Source organism: Finegoldia sp. BIOML-A2 (genome assembly GCF_009678315.1).
Classification (GTDB): domain Bacteria; phylum Bacillota; class Clostridia; order Tissierellales; family Peptoniphilaceae; genus Finegoldia; species Finegoldia magna.
Genome location: NZ_WKZE01000002.1, coordinates 1 through 21241, shown reverse-complemented (window position 1 = coordinate 21241; position 21241 = coordinate 1). Strand labels below are relative to the sequence as shown.

At 30.8% G+C, this 21241-nt stretch carries 20 protein-coding genes and 2 pseudogenes; 2 read left to right on the top strand and 20 right to left on the bottom strand.

Translation table 11 applies throughout. The features are described 5' to 3' along the window. Positions 1-91: 91 nt before the first annotated feature. From GKF99_RS02145 to GKF99_RS02050, 20 genes and pseudogenes are all read right to left on the bottom strand, one after another. The gene (locus GKF99_RS02145; protein ID WP_094207257.1) at positions 92-898 is read right to left on the bottom strand and encodes a metal ABC transporter permease; all 807 of its coding nucleotides are present in this window, start codon (positions 896-898) and stop codon (positions 92-94) included. After that, on the bottom strand, positions 891-1532 hold the full coding sequence (locus GKF99_RS02140) for a metal ABC transporter ATP-binding protein (RefSeq protein ID WP_094207285.1): 642 nt from the start codon (positions 1530-1532) through the stop codon (positions 891-893). Before GKF99_RS02140 ends, GKF99_RS02145 begins: the two co-directional genes overlap by 8 nt. A 1-nt stretch (position 1533) precedes the next feature. After that, complete coding sequence (locus GKF99_RS02135; RefSeq protein WP_094224800.1) at positions 1534-2586, bottom strand: zinc ABC transporter substrate-binding protein; 1053 nt, start codon at positions 2584-2586, stop codon at positions 1534-1536. A 141-nt stretch (positions 2587-2727) separates the two neighbouring features. Further along, on the bottom strand, positions 2728-3294 hold the full coding sequence (locus tag GKF99_RS02130) for a hypothetical protein (RefSeq protein WP_154272572.1): 567 nt from the start codon (positions 3292-3294) through the stop codon (positions 2728-2730). An 11-nt stretch (positions 3295-3305) separates the two neighbouring features. Beyond that, positions 3306-4619: a HAMP domain-containing sensor histidine kinase gene (locus GKF99_RS02125; RefSeq protein WP_154272571.1), complete on the bottom strand. Its 1314-nt coding sequence runs from the start codon at positions 4617-4619 to the stop codon at positions 3306-3308. Continuing rightward, positions 4616-5272, bottom strand: a complete 657-nt coding sequence (locus GKF99_RS02120; protein WP_094203785.1) for a response regulator transcription factor — start codon at positions 5270-5272, stop codon at positions 4616-4618. Before GKF99_RS02120 ends, GKF99_RS02125 begins: the two co-directional genes overlap by 4 nt. A gap of 78 nt (positions 5273-5350) precedes the next feature. Next, positions 5351-6727: an ABC transporter permease gene (locus GKF99_RS02115; protein WP_154272570.1), complete on the bottom strand. Its 1377-nt coding sequence runs from the start codon at positions 6725-6727 to the stop codon at positions 5351-5353. A 10-nt stretch (positions 6728-6737) separates the two neighbouring features. Further along, positions 6738-7382 carry an ABC transporter ATP-binding protein gene (locus GKF99_RS02110; RefSeq protein ID WP_094207262.1) on the bottom strand — a complete coding sequence of 215 codons (645 nt, stop codon included), beginning with the start codon at positions 7380-7382 and terminating at the stop codon, positions 6738-6740. 10 nt (positions 7383-7392) lie between these two features. Continuing rightward, positions 7393-8670 (bottom strand): ABC transporter permease, encoded by a 1278-nt coding sequence (locus tag GKF99_RS02105; RefSeq protein ID WP_154272569.1) that lies wholly within the window; start codon positions 8668-8670, stop codon positions 7393-7395. A gap of 121 nt (positions 8671-8791) precedes the next feature. Next, positions 8792-9175, bottom strand: a pseudogene (locus GKF99_RS02100) (hypothetical protein); the annotation flags it as partial. Positions 9176-9394: 219 nt separating this feature from the next. Further along, positions 9395-10630 (bottom strand): tyrosine-type recombinase/integrase, encoded by a 1236-nt coding sequence (locus tag GKF99_RS02095; protein ID WP_005956591.1) that lies wholly within the window; start codon positions 10628-10630, stop codon positions 9395-9397. 77 nt (positions 10631-10707) lie between these two features. Then, the gene (locus GKF99_RS02090) at positions 10708-10917 is read right to left on the bottom strand and encodes an excisionase (RefSeq protein WP_009345237.1); all 210 of its coding nucleotides are present in this window, start codon (positions 10915-10917) and stop codon (positions 10708-10710) included. 435 nt (positions 10918-11352) lie between these two features. Further along, on the bottom strand, positions 11353-11763 hold the full coding sequence (locus GKF99_RS02085) for a sigma factor-like helix-turn-helix DNA-binding protein (protein WP_150889017.1): 411 nt from the start codon (positions 11761-11763) through the stop codon (positions 11353-11355). A gap of 238 nt (positions 11764-12001) precedes the next feature. Next, positions 12002-13366: an MATE family efflux transporter gene (locus GKF99_RS02080; protein ID WP_154272568.1), complete on the bottom strand. Its 1365-nt coding sequence runs from the start codon at positions 13364-13366 to the stop codon at positions 12002-12004. Positions 13367-13408: 42 nt separating this feature from the next. Further along, complete coding sequence (locus tag GKF99_RS02075) at positions 13409-14872, bottom strand: ABC transporter ATP-binding protein (protein ID WP_154272567.1); 1464 nt, start codon at positions 14870-14872, stop codon at positions 13409-13411. Positions 14873-14874: 2 nt separating this feature from the next. Next, on the bottom strand, positions 14875-15609 hold the full coding sequence (locus GKF99_RS02070) for an energy-coupling factor transporter transmembrane component T (RefSeq protein WP_154272566.1): 735 nt from the start codon (positions 15607-15609) through the stop codon (positions 14875-14877). After that, positions 15609-16190 carry an MptD family putative ECF transporter S component gene (locus GKF99_RS02065; RefSeq protein ID WP_010815644.1) on the bottom strand — a complete coding sequence of 194 codons (582 nt, stop codon included), beginning with the start codon at positions 16188-16190 and terminating at the stop codon, positions 15609-15611. Before GKF99_RS02065 ends, GKF99_RS02070 begins: the two co-directional genes overlap by 1 nt. Before the next feature lie 80 nt (positions 16191-16270). Next, positions 16271-18004: an ABC transporter ATP-binding protein gene (locus tag GKF99_RS02060; protein WP_154272565.1), complete on the bottom strand. Its 1734-nt coding sequence runs from the start codon at positions 18002-18004 to the stop codon at positions 16271-16273. After that, entirely contained in the window at positions 17998-19743 is a 1746-nt protein-coding gene (locus tag GKF99_RS02055) for an ABC transporter ATP-binding protein (protein ID WP_154272564.1), read from the bottom strand. Before GKF99_RS02055 ends, GKF99_RS02060 begins: the two co-directional genes overlap by 7 nt. Before the next feature lie 93 nt (positions 19744-19836). Next, positions 19837-20460 carry a TetR/AcrR family transcriptional regulator gene (locus GKF99_RS02050; protein WP_010815642.1) on the bottom strand — a complete coding sequence of 208 codons (624 nt, stop codon included), beginning with the start codon at positions 20458-20460 and terminating at the stop codon, positions 19837-19839. Positions 20461-20770: 310 nt separating this feature from the next. Between GKF99_RS02050 and mobC the strand changes: the two genes are divergently transcribed. Together mobC and GKF99_RS02040 are read left to right on the top strand one after the other, a co-directional pair. Next, positions 20771-21127: a plasmid mobilization relaxosome protein MobC gene (gene mobC / locus GKF99_RS02045; RefSeq protein WP_154272563.1), complete on the top strand. Its 357-nt coding sequence runs from the start codon at positions 20771-20773 to the stop codon at positions 21125-21127. A gap of 1 nt (position 21128) precedes the next feature. Further along, a pseudogene (locus GKF99_RS02040) lies at positions 21129-21241 on the top strand (relaxase); the annotation flags it as partial.

The window sequence follows — 21241 nt, the reverse complement described above, 5'->3', positions numbered from 1 at the left end:
ATACTTGTAAAAATTGCAAATTACAACGTTTTATACACCAAAAAACACCACAAAATAAATTAATTCACAATTCATAATGCAGTGTTTACAGTTAATTATTTTTTCTAAATTTATTTACTATCATCAAAATTATCAGAACTAAAAGTCCTGTCAACACAATTGAGCCACCTGGTTTTAATTGAAAATAATAAGACATATTGATACCGATAATCGTAAACAATACTCCAAATAAAGACGAATTAATCACAGTTCTTTTAAAAGAATGAGATACCATTATTGCACAAGACACAGGAATAACCATCAAGCTTGAAACCATAAGTGCACCGACAGTTCTAGACGCAATAGCAACAGTGATAGCTATCAAAAAAGTAAATATTTTATTGATAAGTCCTACGTTGATATTAGACAATCTAGCTCCATCTTCATCAAAGATAATATACACTAATTTTTTGTACAACAGCACATAAGTCACAATAACAATAAAACTCACAATAATTACTGTGTACAATTCAATATCTGGAATAGCTACAATAGATCCAAACATAAATGATTGAAAATTCGCAGCGCCAGGAACAAAATCTGACAAGATCGCCGCAAGTCCAATACCGCTACTCATCACAATCGCAGTTGACAAATCAGAACTCTTGGCAAAGTTTTTTCTGATGATTTCTATTCCAAAAGCTGCAATCACGCATACGAAAATCGCCGCTATAACAGGATTTATTCCAAAAATAAGTCCCAAGGCAACACCAGCTAAGGAACTGTGACTCAAAGCATCTCCTACCATGGAGTTTTTCTTGTTAACGACAAAGGTTCCTATCAAAGGAACAATAATTGACACTAGTATCCCCACGATAAAAGCTCTTCTCATAAAATCATAAGAAAACATCTCAAACATGTTTCACCTCAACAAATTCATTATCCAATCTAAAAATCCTGTTAAAATAATCTTTAGTAAAATCCAGCTCATGAGTAACCACCAGAATCGTTATATTATGATGAATATTCAAATGCTTCAACAAATCAAACAGATTTTCCTTGCTTCGTTGATCTAGTCCTGCAGTAGGTTCGTCAAAAATCAAAATTTGTGGATCGTTAGCCAACGCCTTTGCAATCATGACTCTTTCCTGTTCTCCACCGCTCATCTTATTGTAGTCGTAATTTTTCTTATCTTTCATTTCTACAATAGACAACGCGTTTTCGATTTTTTCATTAGCTTTCATATTCTCATCATCGCTTACATTCATAGCCACGATTTCCCATGCAGTAATAGGAAAAGAAATGCTCTTTTCGTGATTATTTTGAGGAACATATCCAAAACTAAAATTGTCCCTTCCTCCGGCAAATTTAATCTCACCACTATCTGCTTTCAGAAATCCTAAAATAAGTTTCAATAACGTAGATTTACCGGAGCCATTAGCTCCGGTTATCCCTACGAAATCTCCCTTTTCGATATTAAAATTTATATCCCTTAATAGTTTTTCGTTTCTATACGAAAAATTCAAATTTTCTACACTAATTATACTATTCATATTATTTTGCTTGTGAGATTGCATCCAAGTTTTTCTCTAACAATGAAAAATAATTGTCCTTTCCATCTTCGATATCTTGAGTCTTAGCTTCTATCGTGGACAAACCAGCAGTTTTTGCGTTGATTTCCTTAGCCAAAGAATTTGCAATCTTATCGCTTTCTCCCATTTCATAAAATACTGTATTTATCTTATGTGATTTTGCGAAATTAGTCAATTCTTTCATCTTATTTAAATCAGGTTCTGAATCTGAATTAATACCCTCAATAGGTACTTGTTTTATTTCATAATCTCTAGCTAAATATCCAAAAGCTTCATGTGGCACGATGAAATATTTGTCCTTTTGTGGTGCCAAAACTTCAGCGTATTTTTTGTCTAATTCTTCAAACTTTTTATCTAATTCTTTGTAATTCTTTTCATAGAAATCTTTGTTTTCAGAGTCAAATTTAATAATAGCTTCATACACATTTTTCATTTGAATTCTAGCTTGTTTTGGACTCATCCAAACATGTGGATCAAATTCACCGTGGTGATGATGTTCATGATCATGTCCGTGTTCTTTTTCTTCGTGATCATGATCGTGACCTTTTTCTTCGTGGTCATGGTCGTGGTCGTGTTCTTCATGGTCGTGGTCGTGGTCTTCTTCAGCTTTAATCTTATCAATATTTGTAGATGAATCAACTATTTCCGTGTTTTTTAAACTAGATTTAACATCTTCTAACCAACCTTCCAATCCAAGACCGTTAACAATAAGCATCTTTGAATCAGATAAATTTTTAATATCTTGTGCAGTTGGTTCCCAATCATGAACTGTAGCGCCTTTTGGCATAACATTTACCACTTCAATTTTATCCTTAGCGATTTCTTTTGCCATATATTCAATCGGATAAAAACTAACATATAATTTCTTTGAATCTGACTTTTCAGTTGATTTGTCATCACTTTTTTCTTTTTGTTCTTGAACCTTTTGATTGTTAACATCATTGTTTTGTCTAGTACATCCTGATGCCACACCAATCATAAGAGCTAATAATAATATTCTATAAATTTTTTTCATAAACCCTCCAAATAATAATTTATTAATGCAAATTATTTGCATTATCATTTTAGAGTGTTTTTATTATTTTGTCAAGGATTATATAAAAATTAAAAAGCTCTTCTTATTTTCTTTAAGAAGAGCTATGCTATTTTATTCTATTTAATTTAAATCTTCTTCTATCTCGTCGATTATTTCTTGTGGTGTTTTGTCTTCAAAAAATGATGGATCCATGTGTGTTAAGAAGTGCCATTCGTCTTTTTCGTTTTTTCTGTAGACTATTGCTTCTCCATCTTCTGAACCAAAATATAATCTGTCTACTTCATATCCTTTTTCTTCCAAGTATTTTTTTACTTCGCTGTAGGATTTTTCTCTTGCTTCAATATATGTTTTCACATCTTTGTTAGTTATTACATAAGCGTCTACTCTCGTAGAACTATCTACTATTCCATTTCCTTTTTCTGATAGATTCGGAATTTCTTTCCAGAAAATTTCTGCTTTTCCTTGTTCTGTAAACATGAATTTGGTCATTGGAATTATATTTCCATTGTATTCTAGTTCAACGTATTCACCTAATTTTTCAGGAATGATATATTCATATACAAATCCATCTTCCTCTGTGATTTCGTAGCAGTTTGTTTTCTTGATGAATTCTCTTCCTTCTTCAATTGTGTCAAATAACGCTAATTCTGTTGCTTGTCCATTTTGATTCAATTCTAAAATATACATTTTATTCTCCTTTATAACTTGATTTTGAATGTTACGTTTTCTTCTTGTGTTTCAATGATTGCATCGATTTTGTAATTATTTAATAAATTTCCCACGATATACAACCCAAGTCCATTGCTGTTTTCTTTGTTCAAATCACAATTCACATCAAACACTTTAGTGGTATCTAATTCGCTTGCCTTTGCGCAAGTATTAATTACTTCAAACCATTCTCCATCTGATTTGATAGTAATTGTCCCATATTCATCAGTGTATTTTACAGCGTTTCCAATCACATTAGATAGTATTATTTTAAGTGCTGATTTACCAATAAAAATCGTTTCATCTGTGATCTGATTGTCGATTGTGATGTGTTTTTGATTTGCAATTACTTCCTGCTTATTAATTATATCATTTAATATTGGTAAAATCGCTACATTTTCTTCGTCATTTTTCAATTTTTCAATGGAGGACAATGTAAGTATTTGTGAAATACTATGTGACAATCCATCAATTATTTTAAGAGATTCGTCAATATACAAATCTCTGTTTTTGTATTTTCCTATGTTGTACTTCATATTTTCCAAAATTATTTTGAGACTAGCTACAGGGGTTTTTAGTTCGTGTGATGCTCCTCTAAAAAAGTCATATTTTAGTTCTTCAAGTTTGATAATTTCTTCGTTTTTTGATTCCAAATCGTCAATGGAATGTAACAATGTAGTGTACAAATCATTGATTTGCAATTTTAACTGTCCAATCTCATTGGTAGAATCTACTTCAAGTAGTGCGTTTTTGTCCCTATTCATCATTTTGTCAGTAATATGTTTTATCTCTTGTATATTATTGTTGATTAACTTAGCATAAATTAATGAAATGATTGCTGAGAAAAACATAGAAATTAAAAGCGAAAACGGAAGAAATCTTAGACTCAAATTCTTGGCATCTTTTTTCATATCAGCTGTTGATACGAATTGAAGTGAGATTTTTTCTCCAGTGTTGATTGTAATATCTCGTTCTTCAATTATAAGTGAATTGTTTTCACTTTTTTTGTCAAAATCGATGATTTCTTTGATTTGTAATTCGTTGTCGTTGTTTTGATTTTTAACGTAAGCTTTAATATCGTTGTTATTAGAATAAAAATCCAAAGACTGTGTAACATATCCTATATCTTTATTTGTTAATGTCTTGGATATTTCATTTGCTTTTTTATTTATCTCTTGTTTTCTATCTTCCAAATATGTTTTAGGAAATATTAAAAACACCATAAAATGTATGAACAAAACTGTAAATGCTAACGCTGTAAATATTTGCAGGAACATTTTCGGAAATATTTTTAAATTTTTCATTTTCTCTCCAATTTATAACCAACGTTTCGGATGGTTACTATGCAATCTAGTTGCAATTTTTTACGTAATTCTTTTATGTAAACATCAATTACTCTGTCAAATGGTATTTCGTCGGTTTCTTTCCATACACTATCGATTATTTGCATTCTCGTGAGTGCTTGACCTTCATTTTCTATCATATATTTGAGTATTTCTAGTTCTTTGGCATTTATATCAACTTTTTCACCATTTATTTTTGCAGTGTAGCTTGTGAAGTTAACTTCGGTATTTTTGTAATTAAATGTTTCATTATTTCCATAATGTTTTTTAATTAAAGATTCTATTCTAACTTTGAGAACAGGAAGTGAGAATGGCTTCTCAATGTAGCCATCTGCTAAGCTTGTGAATGCGTTGATTTTATATTCTTCATCACTGAATGCAGTCAACATTATAGCTGGAATATCACTTGTTTCTCTGATTTTTTTGAGAACTTCAAGTCCATTTATGTATGGAAGTTGAATGTCTAATATAGCTAAGTTGATTTCGTTATTTTCAAATATGGATATGGCTTGTTTTCCGTCTTCTGCTTGATATGTTTTGTATCCAAATTCAGACAAAAATTCACAAATCCCTTCACGTATCATTTTGTCATCTTCTACTACAAGTAAATTCATAATTTATTCCTCTCTTTTATTTTATTATACAATATTTATTTTAATTACAAAATTATCGGGGCATATGCCCCGATAATTTTACTTAGTATCTATTAATAAATCTTTTGGATTTTTCCTAAGAATATTTGTTGATGAAATAATCAATGATATTAACAACACTATTGTCATGAATATTACTACATATATCAAGGTTTTTGACGAAATGCTAATGTCTAGGCTTGTCAATGTTTTATTGAATCCATCAACTTCAGCACCGCTACCAAGTCCAGTTGACGCTGATTGCTTCGCGATTTTTTCTGCGATATTTCCTGTAACTTTTTGTAGTATATTATTTCCAATTTTATCTCCTGCAAATCTAGCCAAGAAGAATGATCCTATATACGCTGGTACAGCAACTAACAATAATTCTGTGACAAATTGTCCGAATATTTTCGCTTTCGACATTCCTATCGACAACAATACTGCAATCTCTTTTTTCCTTGCATTCATCCATAAGAATAACAGTAAAGCTACTACTAATCCTGCAAATGCAAGTGATCCTACAAATAATTTATCGGCTATTGCATATATTCCACTGATTGATTCTTGTAATGCTGGATAGTTTGATGAACTTTTTATTAAATTATATTCTTGCCAATTGATATCTAGTTTGGAAAGATTTTTCATGACATCTTCTAGTTTTTTGTTACCTTTTACGAAGAATGTTGCATCTTGATAGACAGCTGTATCTTCGGTGTTACCATATACTTTGGCTGCTGTATTCAAATCAGTAATCAATGTGTTTTCGTACAATTCTTGAGCAGCGCTCACACCTCCGTTATTGTGTCCATCAAACAAACCCTTAATTGTAACTTCTACTGTTTCATTGGCTTGTTTTTCATTATCTGCATCAAATAAATTAGACTTTAGTTTTAATTTGTCACCTATTTTCAAATTGTTTTTCGCTGCCAAATCTTTGTGCATAAGAATTTTATTCTTATCATCATTTTTCAAATGTTCACCTTCTACCAATTTGTATGCTCCAGATACAAATTTTGTTTCCTTGGATGATTCATTAACTCCAGTCAACATTACAGTGCTTTTAAAATTTTTAGCACGTTCTGGGGATTGGTTTGCCAAAGTTTCTTGTGTTTCAATTATATCCAATCCATCCAGATCAGCCACGCTATTTATTCTTTTTACATAGCTTTCAATATCAGGTGAGTCTGTGATTTTTTTGATGTCTTGTCCTTTTACATTTCCACCGCCTCTTGGTGTTCCTGGATTTACTTGTCTGTTAATTTCCATTGAAAAACTGTTGGTAATATTTCCAAATGTTTTTTCTGAAGCTTTGTCAGTGGCATCTTTGATGGATAAACTAATCAAACTTAAAGCTGACATCAACATTATTACAATTAATATAATTATCGATTTGAGACTTTTTCTAGTTACATAAGCAAATGCGTTTTTTATCATAATTTCCTCCCTAAATATTGTCAACTACTTCTTGTAGTTTTCTATCTTTTAATTCAAGAACAATATCTGCTGCTTTTGCTACTTCTTTACTATGAGTAACAACTATTACGCATTTGTTTCTTTCCATTGCAAGTTTCTTCAATATATCTATAATTTCACCAGCAGTCACATCATCCAAGTTTCCAGTAGGCTCATCTGCCAATATGATTGGTGCTTCTGAAACTAAAGCCCTCGCTATCGCAACTCTTTGTTGTTGTCCACCAGAAAGTTTCATAACATTTCTTCTTGTTTGACTTTTATCCAATCCTAATTCCAATAAAATATCTTCTGATGCATTTTTATTTACTAATCTTATATTTTCAAGAGGAGTTAGATAATCTATTAAGTTATAGTTTTGAAAAACTAACGATATATTGTTTTTTCTATGATAGCTGTGTCCTTTTTCTTCGATGTTGTTGTTTTTGAATAAAATTTGACCTGTATCTGGTGAATCTAATCCAGCCAATAAAGATAAAAGTGTTGACTTACCAGTACCTGATTTCCCAATTATTGCATAAAATCTTCCTTGTTCAAATCCTCTGTTAACTAATGACAAAACTTCTTCGTTTGAACTTGAATAACTGTATGATACGTTTTTGATTTCTAAAATATTCATTTTATATCTCCTAACTTATTTGTGATAATATTTGTTTTGGTTTTTTGATTAATATCATTATCGATGCGATAATCACAGAAACTGCTATTATTAATAGAAGCAATCCGTAGCTTTTGATAAACACTTCTAATTTATCTGATATTTTAGTAATTAATAGGCTACCTGTAAATGATGCATTTTCCGATTCTGTTATTCCTGATGCAATTAGTTTGATAATGAAATCTCCACTAATGAACGATAAAACTGCCGCAGGAACGGATACAAATACAAGCTCCATGATGAATTGTCCTATGATTTTAGATTTACTAAAGCCAATTGATAAAAGTATTCCTATTTCGTAAATTCTTTCTCTTAGCCATAATATTAAAATCAACGATAAAACTACAAGTCCTGCAACCATTATGGAATATGTCATCATCTGTATGATGTGCTTAACGCTGTTTATCGAATCAATAGCTTCTTTGAATGCATTGTCATCTTTTTCGATAATGTATTTCGAAGAATTCCCAGTTTGGTTTTTGATTTTAGTTACTATATTATCCATTGAATCTGAATTCTGTGTGTAAACAGATATTTTATTGGCAATTTTGTTACCGTCTTTTATATTCAACGAATTTTGAGCTGAATTGTAATTCACAAACATTGAGTTTTCACTAAAATCAGAAGACAAACCTGTATATTTTTCTTGTTTTTTTCCTGAAAATATTCCAACTATCTCATATTTTGTCTCTTTATTTGTATCTCCATTTCCATTCATATTCATGAACTTTAGACCTATTTTGTCGTGAAGTTTGAGCTTGTTTTTCTTTGCAAATTCTTCATGAACTAGAATCTTATTGTCATCATTTTTATCCAAATTCTTGCCTTGTTTTATAGTAAACACGTTACTTGTGAACAATGTGTAACGTTTTTGATCTGTCATAGCATCTATCGATACTAAATTTTTCATATTTGTAGACAAATCTTCACGCATAACTTTCTGATCACTTTCAACGACATTGGTATTTGTTACGTTGGCTAATCCCTCATAATGATATGAAACCTCTTTTATATCTTTGATCTGTTTCAGTTTGTCAAATTCTTTTATATCAAAATATCCGTTATTATCTTTTTTCGTTATTGAAATAGATGAACTTGATGTTTCGTACAGTGATTTCTCCAGTGTTTTCTGTGATTTTGTTATACTCAAACAAGCATACAAACATGATAAGACAAGTGTTAGAATTATCAGTATTATCAAAGTCCTATTTCTTTTTCTTGTTATATAAGCAATCGCATTTTTTATCATAAATATCTCCTTAACTTTGTTACATGTATATGTTACAAAAGTTTTATGAAATGTATATGAAATTCATGGCAATAAAAAAAGACGACAGAATATATTTCTATCGTCTAAGGATTTTATTTAATTAATAAATTTTTGATCCTGCTGGAATATTTGAATCTAACATTATAAGATTCAATACTTCTTCTCCATCATATTCGCAGATTGCAGATAAAAGCATTCCACAAGATTCTTCACCCATCATTTTTCTTGGTGGTAAGTTAGTGATTGCAAGTAATGTCTTACCTACTAAGTCTTCTGCGCTGTAGTAGTTTTTAATTCCTGATAATATGATTCTGTCTTTTCCAGATCCGTCATTCAATGTAAATTTTAATAATTTCTTGGATTTTGGTACTTCTTCACAAGATTTTACTTTTACTACTCTGAAATCAGATTCCGAGAATTTGTCAAAATCTACAAAATCTTCAAATAATGGTTCAACTTTCACTTTTGATAAGTCCAATTTCTTAGCTTTTGTGTTATCTTCGCCATCTTTTGAATTGCTAGAAGAATTATTTCCAACTGGCTTCATTGTTGGGAAAATCCCCTTTACCTTAGATAATTGTCTAAATCTCTATAAAAGTCTATTTTATGGTACTTCTCCATTTACGACAATTTGCTAACTCTCTATAAGTGCCCATAGATTTCTAGCAAATTGTCGTAAATTTGTCGTAAGCTGTCGTAAATTCTAAAATATAAATTTCATTGCTTTTTCAAATTCTCCCATCTGTTCTATCTTAAAGTCCTCTGTAGCATCTACATATATATCCATTGTTGTACTAATATCAGAATGACCTAGAATAGACTGCATTGCTTTTGTATTTATATTTTGTTCATTAAGCCTTGTAGTAAAGGTGTGTCTGAAAATGTGATTGCTTAAATGTGGAACTAATAGAATATCATTAGAGTTCGATTTATTTTTATCCATTATACTTAAATTGCAATCTCTAACAATTCTTCTTAAAGCTTTATTAAGTGTTCCATTATTGTGAACCTTTCCGAATCTATTTAAAAATACAAAGTCTTTAAATCCATCGATTGAATCACAACATTCGATTCCAAAAGTTTTTTGTAACTCTCTTTCCATAAGAAAAGCATCTTTTACTTTTTGAACCATAGGAATACTTCGCTTACCTGATTCTGTCTTCGGTGTATTAATAGCATATCTATTGTTTAATCCTTTACCTTTACTATAATATACCAAAGTCCTATTTACATTTATAAGACCATTATCAAAATCTAGATCGTCCCATTGCAATCCTGTGACTTCTCCAACTCTCATGCCTGTCCAAAGCATAACAATGAATATTGGATACCATTTTTTATATTCATCACTATTAGATAAATATTCTTCAAATAGCACCTGTTCTTCTATTGTCATGGCTTTTTTCTTCGGAGATTCATTTCGATAAGCTACTTTCAGTTCCTTTAAAGCATTGTCAGACGGATTAAACCTTATATATTCGTCATCCACTGCTAATTCTAATACCTGATGTAAGACAGTATGGACACAATCTATGGTAGAAACCATCAATCCCTGGTCTTCCTTTAATCTGTTATAAAAACTTCTAACATCAGATCTTTTAATATCAGATAGTTTAATGCGACCAAAAGTCGGTTCTACAAATTGTTGATACATATAGATGTAATTTTTAAAGGTATTATCCTTTAAACCTCTTTTAACCTTTGTCCATAGCTTAAAAGTATCATTTACAGACAAGCTACTTCCTTCGTTGTTGATTCCATCTATAGTATTGCGTAAAATATCTAATTCCTTTTCTCTTAATTCTTTTAGAGTTTTCGCATAGATAGATTTTCTACGACCTATTTTGTCTTGCCACTTAAATTCATAAGTGCCATTTGACCTTTGATATTCACCGTCTTTTAAAACAACCCCTTTACTATCTTTGCGTCTTTTTACCATAAAAATTCTCCTTTTTTGATAAAAGACACGCTATAATTATTATACCGCATTATGCGTGTTTTATATATAGTTTTAGATTAAATAGAGAACTGTCTATTTAAATATTCTTCCATTAATTTTTTCTTAATAAGACGCTTACTTCCATTAAATAATACAAAATCACAATCATTTTCATCCGTTAATTGTCTAACTTTATCTTGACCAATATTAAAATATTCAGATGCTTCTTTTAATGTTAGAAATGCTTTCTCAGAAACACGAACACCTTTTATATTTTCGTTAATCATAAATCCTCCAAATAATATATTTAAAATATTTATTTTAATATTTTTAAAGTTTTTTGACATTGACAAGTGCCTTGGATTAGCAACATAGGAATCTCACCTCCGCCTCTGTTCAGGATGAGCCGGCTTCAACCTTAGAAGTATCATTATCCTCATTTTCTTCATAGCGAATAGGGTATCCCTCCCTATATTCAAACTCTTACTTATCGCTCCCTTTCTTCTTCCCTTGCTTTTAGCTTAGCAGTACTTGTTTTGCCGAATTATTCAGCAGAAAGATCTTGGCGGATAGGTTATCACGCTCCAAAAATGATTAACGTCTTGTCTTGGTCTATTCAATTGTTAAGGTTCAAGTATTGTTTAAATTTCTTTTAAAATAGAAAGAGGACAAAACTCCCCTCACTTTATAAAGGAAAATTTGCCCTCTTTGGTAACCAGAATTTATATTTCTTCTATAAATTTCTTTAGTTTTTCTAAAATCTTATCTCGTCTTTTTATTAAAGCAGGATGTGATATATTTTGAGTCTTTGCTACTGCACGAAGTGTTTCATCATTGAAATATAATCTTTCAATTATTTCCCGTTCATCCTCATTTAACTTTGACATAGCATTTTTTAATGCTTCAATCATCATTTGTGTAGCTACAACTTTCTCTACATCAACATTTTTATCTTCTAAATTATTTTCAAAATTCCCATCATGATTTAGGGACGAAAAAAAGAGCAAGTGGTTTTTCTTGTCCACCTGCTCTAAATATTTTTCATGTTCTCTTTCTTGCCAGTAGACTTTGTATATCTGCTCGCTTACTTTGATTTTTTGCCCACCGACATAAAGGTAATATTCTTTCGTCATTTATGTTTCCTCCATTCTTTTTTTGTCTTTATGTTTTCAGACAAAAAAAGGAGGACTCCTGCTCTTGGGCATGGTTAGTCCTCTAGAATGAAAGAAACTCTTTCTAATAGTAATTGTATTTAATTTTTTAACTGAGTTATCTAACTTGTAAACAGCATAAACCAAAGAAAAAAGGTAAATGTAATTTAATTATATTTATTTGCATATTTCCCTCCATTCTTTTAAATAAACCCACTTATTATTCATTACTTGAATTTTTCAAACTGATTTTATCCATCCTATTTAATTCCCCAAACATCATTACTACACCAGCTATTATCATAATTAAATCTACAAGGGGTTCTGCAAACCATACTGCTTTAACTCCAAATATCATTGGTAAAATAATCATGGCAGGTACGAATAAAAATAACTGTCTTAGCATTACTATTATGCCGGCTTTTTTAGCATTTCCTATTGATTGGAAGAATGTTATAGTCATTACGATTACTCCATATAGGATAAAGATAGAATAAAATAGTCTAAAGTTTCCTATTCCCTGAGTTATAATACTTTCTTCTACTCCAAATAAGGAAAGTATATTCTTTGAAAATGCTAATGTTGGTATCCAAAATATTGATGCAAGAACTAATCCTCCGATAGAAAATACTTTCATAGCTTCTTTTACTCTGTCGTATTTTTTCGCTCCAAAATTTGTACCAACTACAGGTTGTAAACCTTGACTCATTCCCCAAAGTGGAATGAATGAAAAGGCATATATTCTAAGTGTTGCTGCCATCAAGATAGCATTTGTATCTCCGCCATATTTAAATGACATTTTATATAGCATTGTTTGTTGAATCATAAATAAAATTTGCATCATCATAGCAGATGACCCTACGCCAAACATTTCTTTTTTTATTTCCTGATCAGGTTTGATTTTATTTATTTTTACTGCTTTACTTTTATATTTGAAGTAATGGAGTGTTATTATCGCTTGAACAAATTGTGCTGTAATAGTTGCAAGTGCAGCCCCTTCTATTGCGTATTTTCCCATTAATTTCATTAGAATGGGATCAAGAATTATGTTTAAAAAAGCCCCTAGCCCCATAATGAGCATTGCTTTTTTCATTAATCCTTCTCCACGCATAACCATGTTTGCTGATTGAGTAAAGTTTACAAATAAAGAACCAATGAAAATTACTCGTAAATATCTGATACCATATTCTTTAATTTCTCCACTTGCTCCAACCATATCTAAAAAATGTGGTGCAAGTAAAATTCCGCCTATTGTAATAATTGATGAGAATAGAATAACCCAAAAGATTAAATTCCCCATAATTTTATCAACTGTTTTTTGGTCACCCTTTCCTATAGCTCTTGATAAAACTGATGCTGAACCTACACCTATGAGTGTAGATACTCCACTATTAAAAAAGGTAAGTGGCATAGCTACACCACAAGCTGTCATTGCAGTTTGTCCTATAATATTTCCTGCAAAAATTCCATCCATTAGTGGATAAAGACCTATTACTATCATTCCTATTACAGCAGGGATAGATAATTGAAAAAGTAAATCTATAGGTCTTTTTGTTAATAATTGTTCTTTCATATCTTGTTTCATAAAATTACCTCCTTTTTTTCATCCAGATTTTTTTAGCAAATTTTAAGTTTGATCGAAGAATTCCCTAATTTTTCCCATATTCTTTTCATCTTTAATACCATGCCATTTGACTTTTCCATTCTCCATAAACATAAAATAATCACAACAACATTCTACTAATTCCGGATCATGTGTGATAATAAAAATAGTTTTTCCGTCCTCTTTAAGCCTTATCATTTCATTAGAAACTTCTTTCATATTCTTAAAATCCAAACCACTTGTAGGTTCGTCCAAAATCAGTATTGTCCTATCAGAAGCGATAGCACTTGCAATTGCAACCCTTTGTTTTTGCCCTCCGGATAATGACATTGGATGGCAATCTATAAAATCCATTAAATTTAACTTTTTACATATCTCATCGATCTTTTCTTCTTTATTTTCATCGTTCTCTATACTCAAAAGAATTTCTTCTTTAACTGATTCGGTAAATAATTGATGATTAACATCCTGCATCACCATAAAACATTTTTTTAGCCTTTCTCTTGTAGCATAACTTTCTGTTTGTATATTTAAAGTTCCTTTTGCTTTTTCTTCAACTCCACATAAGCATTTTGAAAAAGTTGATTTTCCAGAACCATTATTTCCTAAAACAGCCACAATAGATTTTTGAGGTAATACAGCATCATTAATTTCAAAAAACGGCTCTTTTCCATAACTAAACATAAAATTCTTAATCTCTATTAGTTCCTTAGATTCTATATTTTTTATACGGCTATTGGTATCAATAGGGTGTATGCTCCTTAACCCCATATTATTTAAAATGCTGTTAGGTAATTTCTTGAACTCAACACAAGAAAATTCTTTGTTAATTTTTCCATCTTTCATATATATAAATCTATCTGCAATATCTATTAAATATTGTAGTCTATGCTCTGCAATAACCACAGTGGACTTTTTTTCTTTCCATTTTTTTATGATATCTTTTAACATTTTTATAGTTTGTATATCTAAATTAGAAGATGGCTCATCTAATACATAGATTTCAGGCTCCATAACAGCAGCAGAAGCACAAGCAATTTTTTGCTTTTCTCCTCCTGACATAGAAAACAAGCTCTTATCAAGCAAATCTTTTATATTTAATTCTTTTGTTACCTTGCCAATTCTTCTACAAATTTCTTCTCTTGAAATCCCAAAATTTTCACAGGCGAATGCAATTTCGCTTGTTGAATCTACATTGAAAAATTGAGTTCTTGGATTTTGAAATACTGATCCTACATATTGACTCAATTCATTAATAGAATTTTTAGAAATTTCATGTTCATTTACAATAACGCTACCAGTCAAATTTCCGGAATAATACCCGGGAATTAACCCATTTATCAACCTACTTATTGTAGTTTTTCCGCAACCGGACTCACCACAAAATACAACTACTTCACCAGCATTGATATTTAAATTAATATTATAAATTCCAGCATTCTTATTCCCGCTATCATAAGTAAATGACACGTCTTTAAATTCAATCAATGCTATCCCCTCCTATATAAAAATAGTCCTGTAAAGGCAACTGAAAAGAGTAAAATTAATAAATCATATATAGTAAACTTTACTTTTACCACAGTACTTCTCTTTTTCAAAGCTCCCAATCCTCTACTTATTGCTGCCGCCGACAATTCATCACCTATTTTTACAATAGAAACGATTAAAGGTATTGTTACATATTCCAAGTATAAGCTTGGATTTTTCCACGCCTTTTTATTTTTAAAGCTAATTCCTCTCATTTTCATAGCAGTCTTAATAGAATTGTGTTCTTCTTTCAAAGTTGGAATAAACCTGAATGCAACTGCTGTTGGAATAATAAATGCATTGGGAATTTTCCACTTTACCATGGCTGCTATAAACTCGCTCGTTTTTGTAGACATTACAACATAATAGCCCAACATAAAAATTGGAAATAGTCTTAAAATCAAGGCATTCAACAATACTGAAATTGTATTTATGAGTGTAGGCAATGTGTACATATCTTTCGTAAAGTGTGCCATAATAGCCAAAGTAAATAGCCCTCCATAAATGAAAGCTATCTTAAATTGTTTATTAGATAATAATAATGCTATTGCCACAATGGCGGATATAAGGCTAACTAAAATATCCTTATATCCGATAGACATTATGGTTGTTATAAATATCATAAATAAAATTTTAGTACGAGGATCTAAGAAAAAGCCCTTTGGTTTATTCGGTTTATATACCTCATACTCTTCCATTAAATGATACCCGCTCTCTCGAAGTGTTTCTTAAGCATTTTCCTCCCTAAATTTGCACCAATAACTGAGCCGATAAAAATAATTCCAAATGCAGCAATCCCCATCCAAGAAGGCATATATTTTGCGAGTGCAAGTGCATATTGTTCTCCCATTTGTTGCTTAACACCTTCCATATAGGTATCTGCCATTACCCACATTGGCATTTGACAACCTATCATTCCGCAAGAAAATAGCCAAAATCCAATAACATTCTTTTTAAAACTCTTAAAACCACCTGATTTCATAACCAGATCACTGATAATACCAAATGGGATATATCCTACCAATGCTAACCATGTATAGCCCATAAAATACCAAAACACACCGATAATAATTGACATAATCGTAACCATGCCAAATTTTTCTATTTTGGTTAAAAACAACATAAAGGGAATTCCTGTGACTATAGGAATTAGAAGATAGATAGCTGGGTATAAGATAGGAATTGCATTCATCATCCCTACTACAAAAAACAGAACTAAATAAATAGCTGTATAAATTCCTACATTGATTAGATCTTTAGCTGACAATCCTTTTTTCATTTTTTTAATCCTCCTTAAATTAAAATAATATAAATCTACATGAGTTATATTTGAATAATTCTCATATAAATCATTTTCACTTATGACAGTTTCCAATTAACTGCCTTTTGTCGTGCCTCAACAAAATTTTTATAGATACCTTCTGCTTGAATTAGCTCTTCATGTGTGCCTTTTTGATTTATTTTTCCATTTGCTAAAACAAGTATTTGGTTTGCATTTTTTATTGTCTTTAGTCTATGTGCTATCATTATTACTGTTTTATTTCTTGTGAGTTCCTCCATAGCAACCTGCAATTTATCCTCATTTTCGGGGTCTACATTTGCAGTAGCTTCATCGAAAATAATGATAGGTGCATTCTTTATCATTGCTCTTGCAATTGATATTCTTTGTCTTTCTCCACCAGATAGACTTGCACCTCCCTCTCCTATAACTGTTTCATATTGTTCAGGAAGCTTCATAATAAATTCATGACAACACGCTTTCTTTGCAGCTTCTATAACTTCCTCATGTGTAGCATTCGGCTTGGCAAACTTTATATTGTTCTCAATAGTGTCTTGAAATAAATAAACATTTTGAAAAACCATACTAATTTGTCTCATTAATGACTCCAATGAATATTCTTTAATATTACGTTTACCTATGCTGATTTCTCCTTTCTCTACATCCCAAAACCTCGCTATCAAATTGCAAAATGTAGTTTTTCCAGCTCCTGAAGGTCCAACTATAGCTGTCATTTGGTTTTGTGGTATCTTGACAGAAATATCATCAAGGATTTTTTTGCCTGAATAAGAAAACTCTACATTATCAAAAGAAATATCGAAAGTAGTAGGCTTTATGTCTTTTCCATCAATATCCATCTGTGGAAATTTCTCTAACTTCTTTGTTTGCTCAATAGATCCACTAACAACTCTGAGAGAGGTTGTTGCACTTCCTGCCAATTTTATTTGAGAAAAAGCAAGAAAAGAAATTATAATCGTCATAACTGTATTTAAGAATGAGAGTTCTCCCTTGATATAAAAGAAAATACCTGCACCTATTATCAAAATGCTAAACAAATCCAAAAGAATATTTTGCAAAATCGTATAAGGTGTAAACAGTTTTTCACAATCAAGATTTATTTTTCTACTATTTTCAATAGCACCTCTGACTTTTTCATCTCCTTTCCCTGTTAAATTGAAGGATTTTATAACAGACATTCCTCCAATTTGCTCTAAAATGGCATCAACCAATTTAGCAGATGCTTTTTGTCTTTTAGGAAGAACACTCCTTGATTTGCTTTCCATTTTTGAGAGAACAAATAAGTACAATAGGCATCCAATTGCAACAATAAAACCTATTCTCCACTCAAATGCTAAAATCATTATTGTAAATATTATCGTGTTTATAAAACCTGATAATGTATTTACCATAACCATTGCTGCGGTATTTTCTACATCTTCTAAAACAGTTGTAGAAATTCCAACCACTTCACCAATATTGTTTTCATTGAAAAATCCCATAGGTATTTTTTTTAACATTTCACCTATTGCTACTCTTTTATTTGCCACCATAAAATAACTTGCATGGCATTGCTGTAATTGTGAAAAATAATTTGTAACACTTCTTCCGATTATGCTAATAACAAGAAGTATTAATGCGATCCACGCAGGCATCATGCTCATGTCTTTTTGGACAATTGCTTTCACTATAAAATAAATAGCACTGATTTGAAGCATATGAAAAATCGCAAACAAAAAACTTACCCATATAGAGTGATATACATTTTTCTTTTCATCACCTGAGAAATCTAAAATCTTTTTTAAAGCACTTAACATTTCATCCCACCATCCTTTGTTCCTATATGAGCGTTCCACATATTTCGGTATAATTCACAACCTTTTAATAATTCATCATGCTTACCGTATGAAACAAGTTTTCCATTCTCAATTAAGAATATTTGTTCTGCATCTGTTATAGTTGATAATCTATGAGCAATAATAATCACCGTTTTATCTTTTATAAGCTTTGATAAAGCTTGCTTTATAATCACTTCATTTTCAGGATCTATATATGAAGTAGCTTCATCAAGTATTACAATAGGTGCATTTTTGAGCATTGCTCTTGCTATAGATATTCTTTGCCTTTCTCCACCAGAAACATGGCTACCACTACTTCCGACAACCGTATCGTAACCATGTTCCATTTTCATAATAAAATCATGACAACCCGATTTCTTAGCAATGTCTTCTACTTCTTTATCACTGGCACTTGGATTACCCATTCGGATATTTTCCCTAATACTTTCGTTGAACAAAAAATTATCCTGCGAAACAAAGGCAGTTAAACTATATAATTGCTTTAATGGAATTTCATTAAGATTGTATCCACCAATATTTATATTTCCTTCCGTAATATCCCAATATCCAGCTATTAATTTTGCTAAAGTTGACTTGCCACTTCCACTTGGTCCAACAAAAGCCACTGTTGTCCCTTCTTTTATGTTTAGGGATATTCCATGAAGAATTTCTTTTTCTTCTTCATATCCAAACTTTACATTTTGTAAATCAATATTATATTGCTGGATAGTTACTTCTCTATCAGAATGCTTTTGTTCTTTTCCTTCTAAAATTAAGTTAATAGAATTAGCAATAGTTCCTATCTTAGCAAGACCATCAACAAAATTGATTGTTTCAAGTAAAGGTCCTGCAATACCTAAAGATAGAATAATTACAGATATAAATACTTCTGCACTTAAACTGCCGCTAATGTAGAAATACCAACCAAATGGAAGCACTGTTATCATTGTAGTAGGAGATATATTTTTAGATAAAGATACAGGTAACTGACAACTCTTCATCCATTCATAAAAGTATCTTGCATTTGCAATGACTTTATCTTTGTACTTTGCGTACGATCTCTTGTCTTGATTAAATGTTTTTATCACTTCTATTCCATTGACATACTCAATAATTGCAGAATTCATTTCTCGATTTACCTTTACAGATCCTTCATATTGAACAGCATAATTTTTCATTACGAGTCCCATAAAAAGCATTCCCACAGGAATGGATACTAATGATAAAAGAGCCATTCTCCAATCAAGAAATAATAAGTAAATAAATATACTCAAAGAACCTAAGAGATTCGATGTCATTTCAGGCAACAGGTGAGCGAGCGGTTTCTCCATACTTTCAACCTGATCCACTATAATCTGCTTAAAGTTTCCGCTTGGAACAGATATTATTTCTCCTAATGGCATCTTTGGAAGTTTTTCAAGCATTCTTAAACGAACATCTTTCAGTACACTAAAAGTTGCTTTATGGGATACAGATAAAGCCATAGAGTATAAAAATGATTTTAAGATGTAGGATAACAATCCTATTCCTAACCATAAAGAATAAATTTTAAAATCCTCATTTCCCTTTAACAATTCAACTAAAATACGACTTGCTGCAATATATGGAATAATCCCTGTAATAACACCGATACTCGCTATAAATACAGATGTTTTTAACTTTGAATGTTCCTTTTTTGCAAGCTCCCACAATATAGTAGCAGGACTTTTTTGTTTCATAATCAACACCTCCAAATGAAATAACTTAATTAGCTAACTTAGTTATCTTTATTTTAAAAAATATAAGGGCGTTTAATACCCTTTCCCTTATATTTAAAAACATCGCAATTTCTCCCATCCATCATAAAAAAACTTCGAAACTATTCTTGTGTTTAACTTTACTTCTTCTTCTGTTTGAGAATGTATTATAATTTCACACAATGCATTAATATAAGCATGGTTTAACAAATGCATTGCATCTTTAGGGACTTCTGATTTTATATTCTTTTTCTTTGAAATAATCTGAAACGCTTTATGTCTGTTTATATCTTCCTTTTCCACAAGAAGCTCTATAAAATTATCATATTTCGTACCATATGATTTATATATTAAAAGATTAAATAAATCTTTTTTGCTAAACATATATAATGCAGATTCAATTGACCCTTCAATGTTAATTTTTGATAAATCTTCTCCACAATTTTTTTCTATGTTTTGAAAAGATTCCTCTTCAAACTTGCTATAAAAACCCAAAAGTTCGTTTGCCAATGGATCAACTAAACTGATAAATAAATCTTCTTTATCATTAAAATGCCTGTAAAAAGCACCCGTTGTAACCCCAGCATCTTTGCAAATTTTTCTTAAATTAGCTCGTTCATAGCCATCATTTAAAAAATTAACTTTACCACTATCCATAATCTTTTTATGTGTTAAATCATAACCAGTAATTTCTGTCATATCCCACTTCCTTTACTAACGGCTAAATTTATAAGTTTGCGGCATATAGATAACTTAGTTATCATTATATACTCTTATCTTATTTTTGTCAATAGGAACAGTAGAAAATCATACTTAATTATGATATAATTACTAATAATTAAATACAGGCTTAACGCTTATAACTTTAATAGCAAGCACAGTAAGTGTACGGACACTTACGAAAAAATTAATGGAGCATACCTTTACGGAATGCTCCATTTTTTTTAAATTTTTACCTTGTTAGGGAGAACCCTAAGACCCCGAAATATATTTTAAAAAGGAGAATAAAATGGCAAATAGATTTAGAAATGAAAGAATAGAAATAAAACTAACTAAAGAAGAAAAAGAAGTTTTTGAAAAGAAAATGAAACTTGCAAACTGCAAAACTATGTCCCACTTTCTTAGGAAATGTGTATTAGAAAAAGAGATTTATGTTGTAGATTTAGAACCATTTAGAAACCTACAATGGCTACTTTCAAATGCAACAAATAATATAAACCAGATTGCAAAAGCAACTAATACAACGGGAGTAATTTACAAGAAAGACATTGATTATATGCGAGAAAAAATAGAAAAATTGGCAAAAGAAATATGGCAGATCCATTCCCTACTTCTTAACAAATCAAAAGAAAGTTCTGGTGATTAGTATGGCAATTACAAAAATACATCCTATAAAATCAACTCTAAATTTGGCAATAGATTATATAACTAAGAGTGAAAAAACTGATGAAAAAATTTTAGTATCTTCATTTAAATGTCA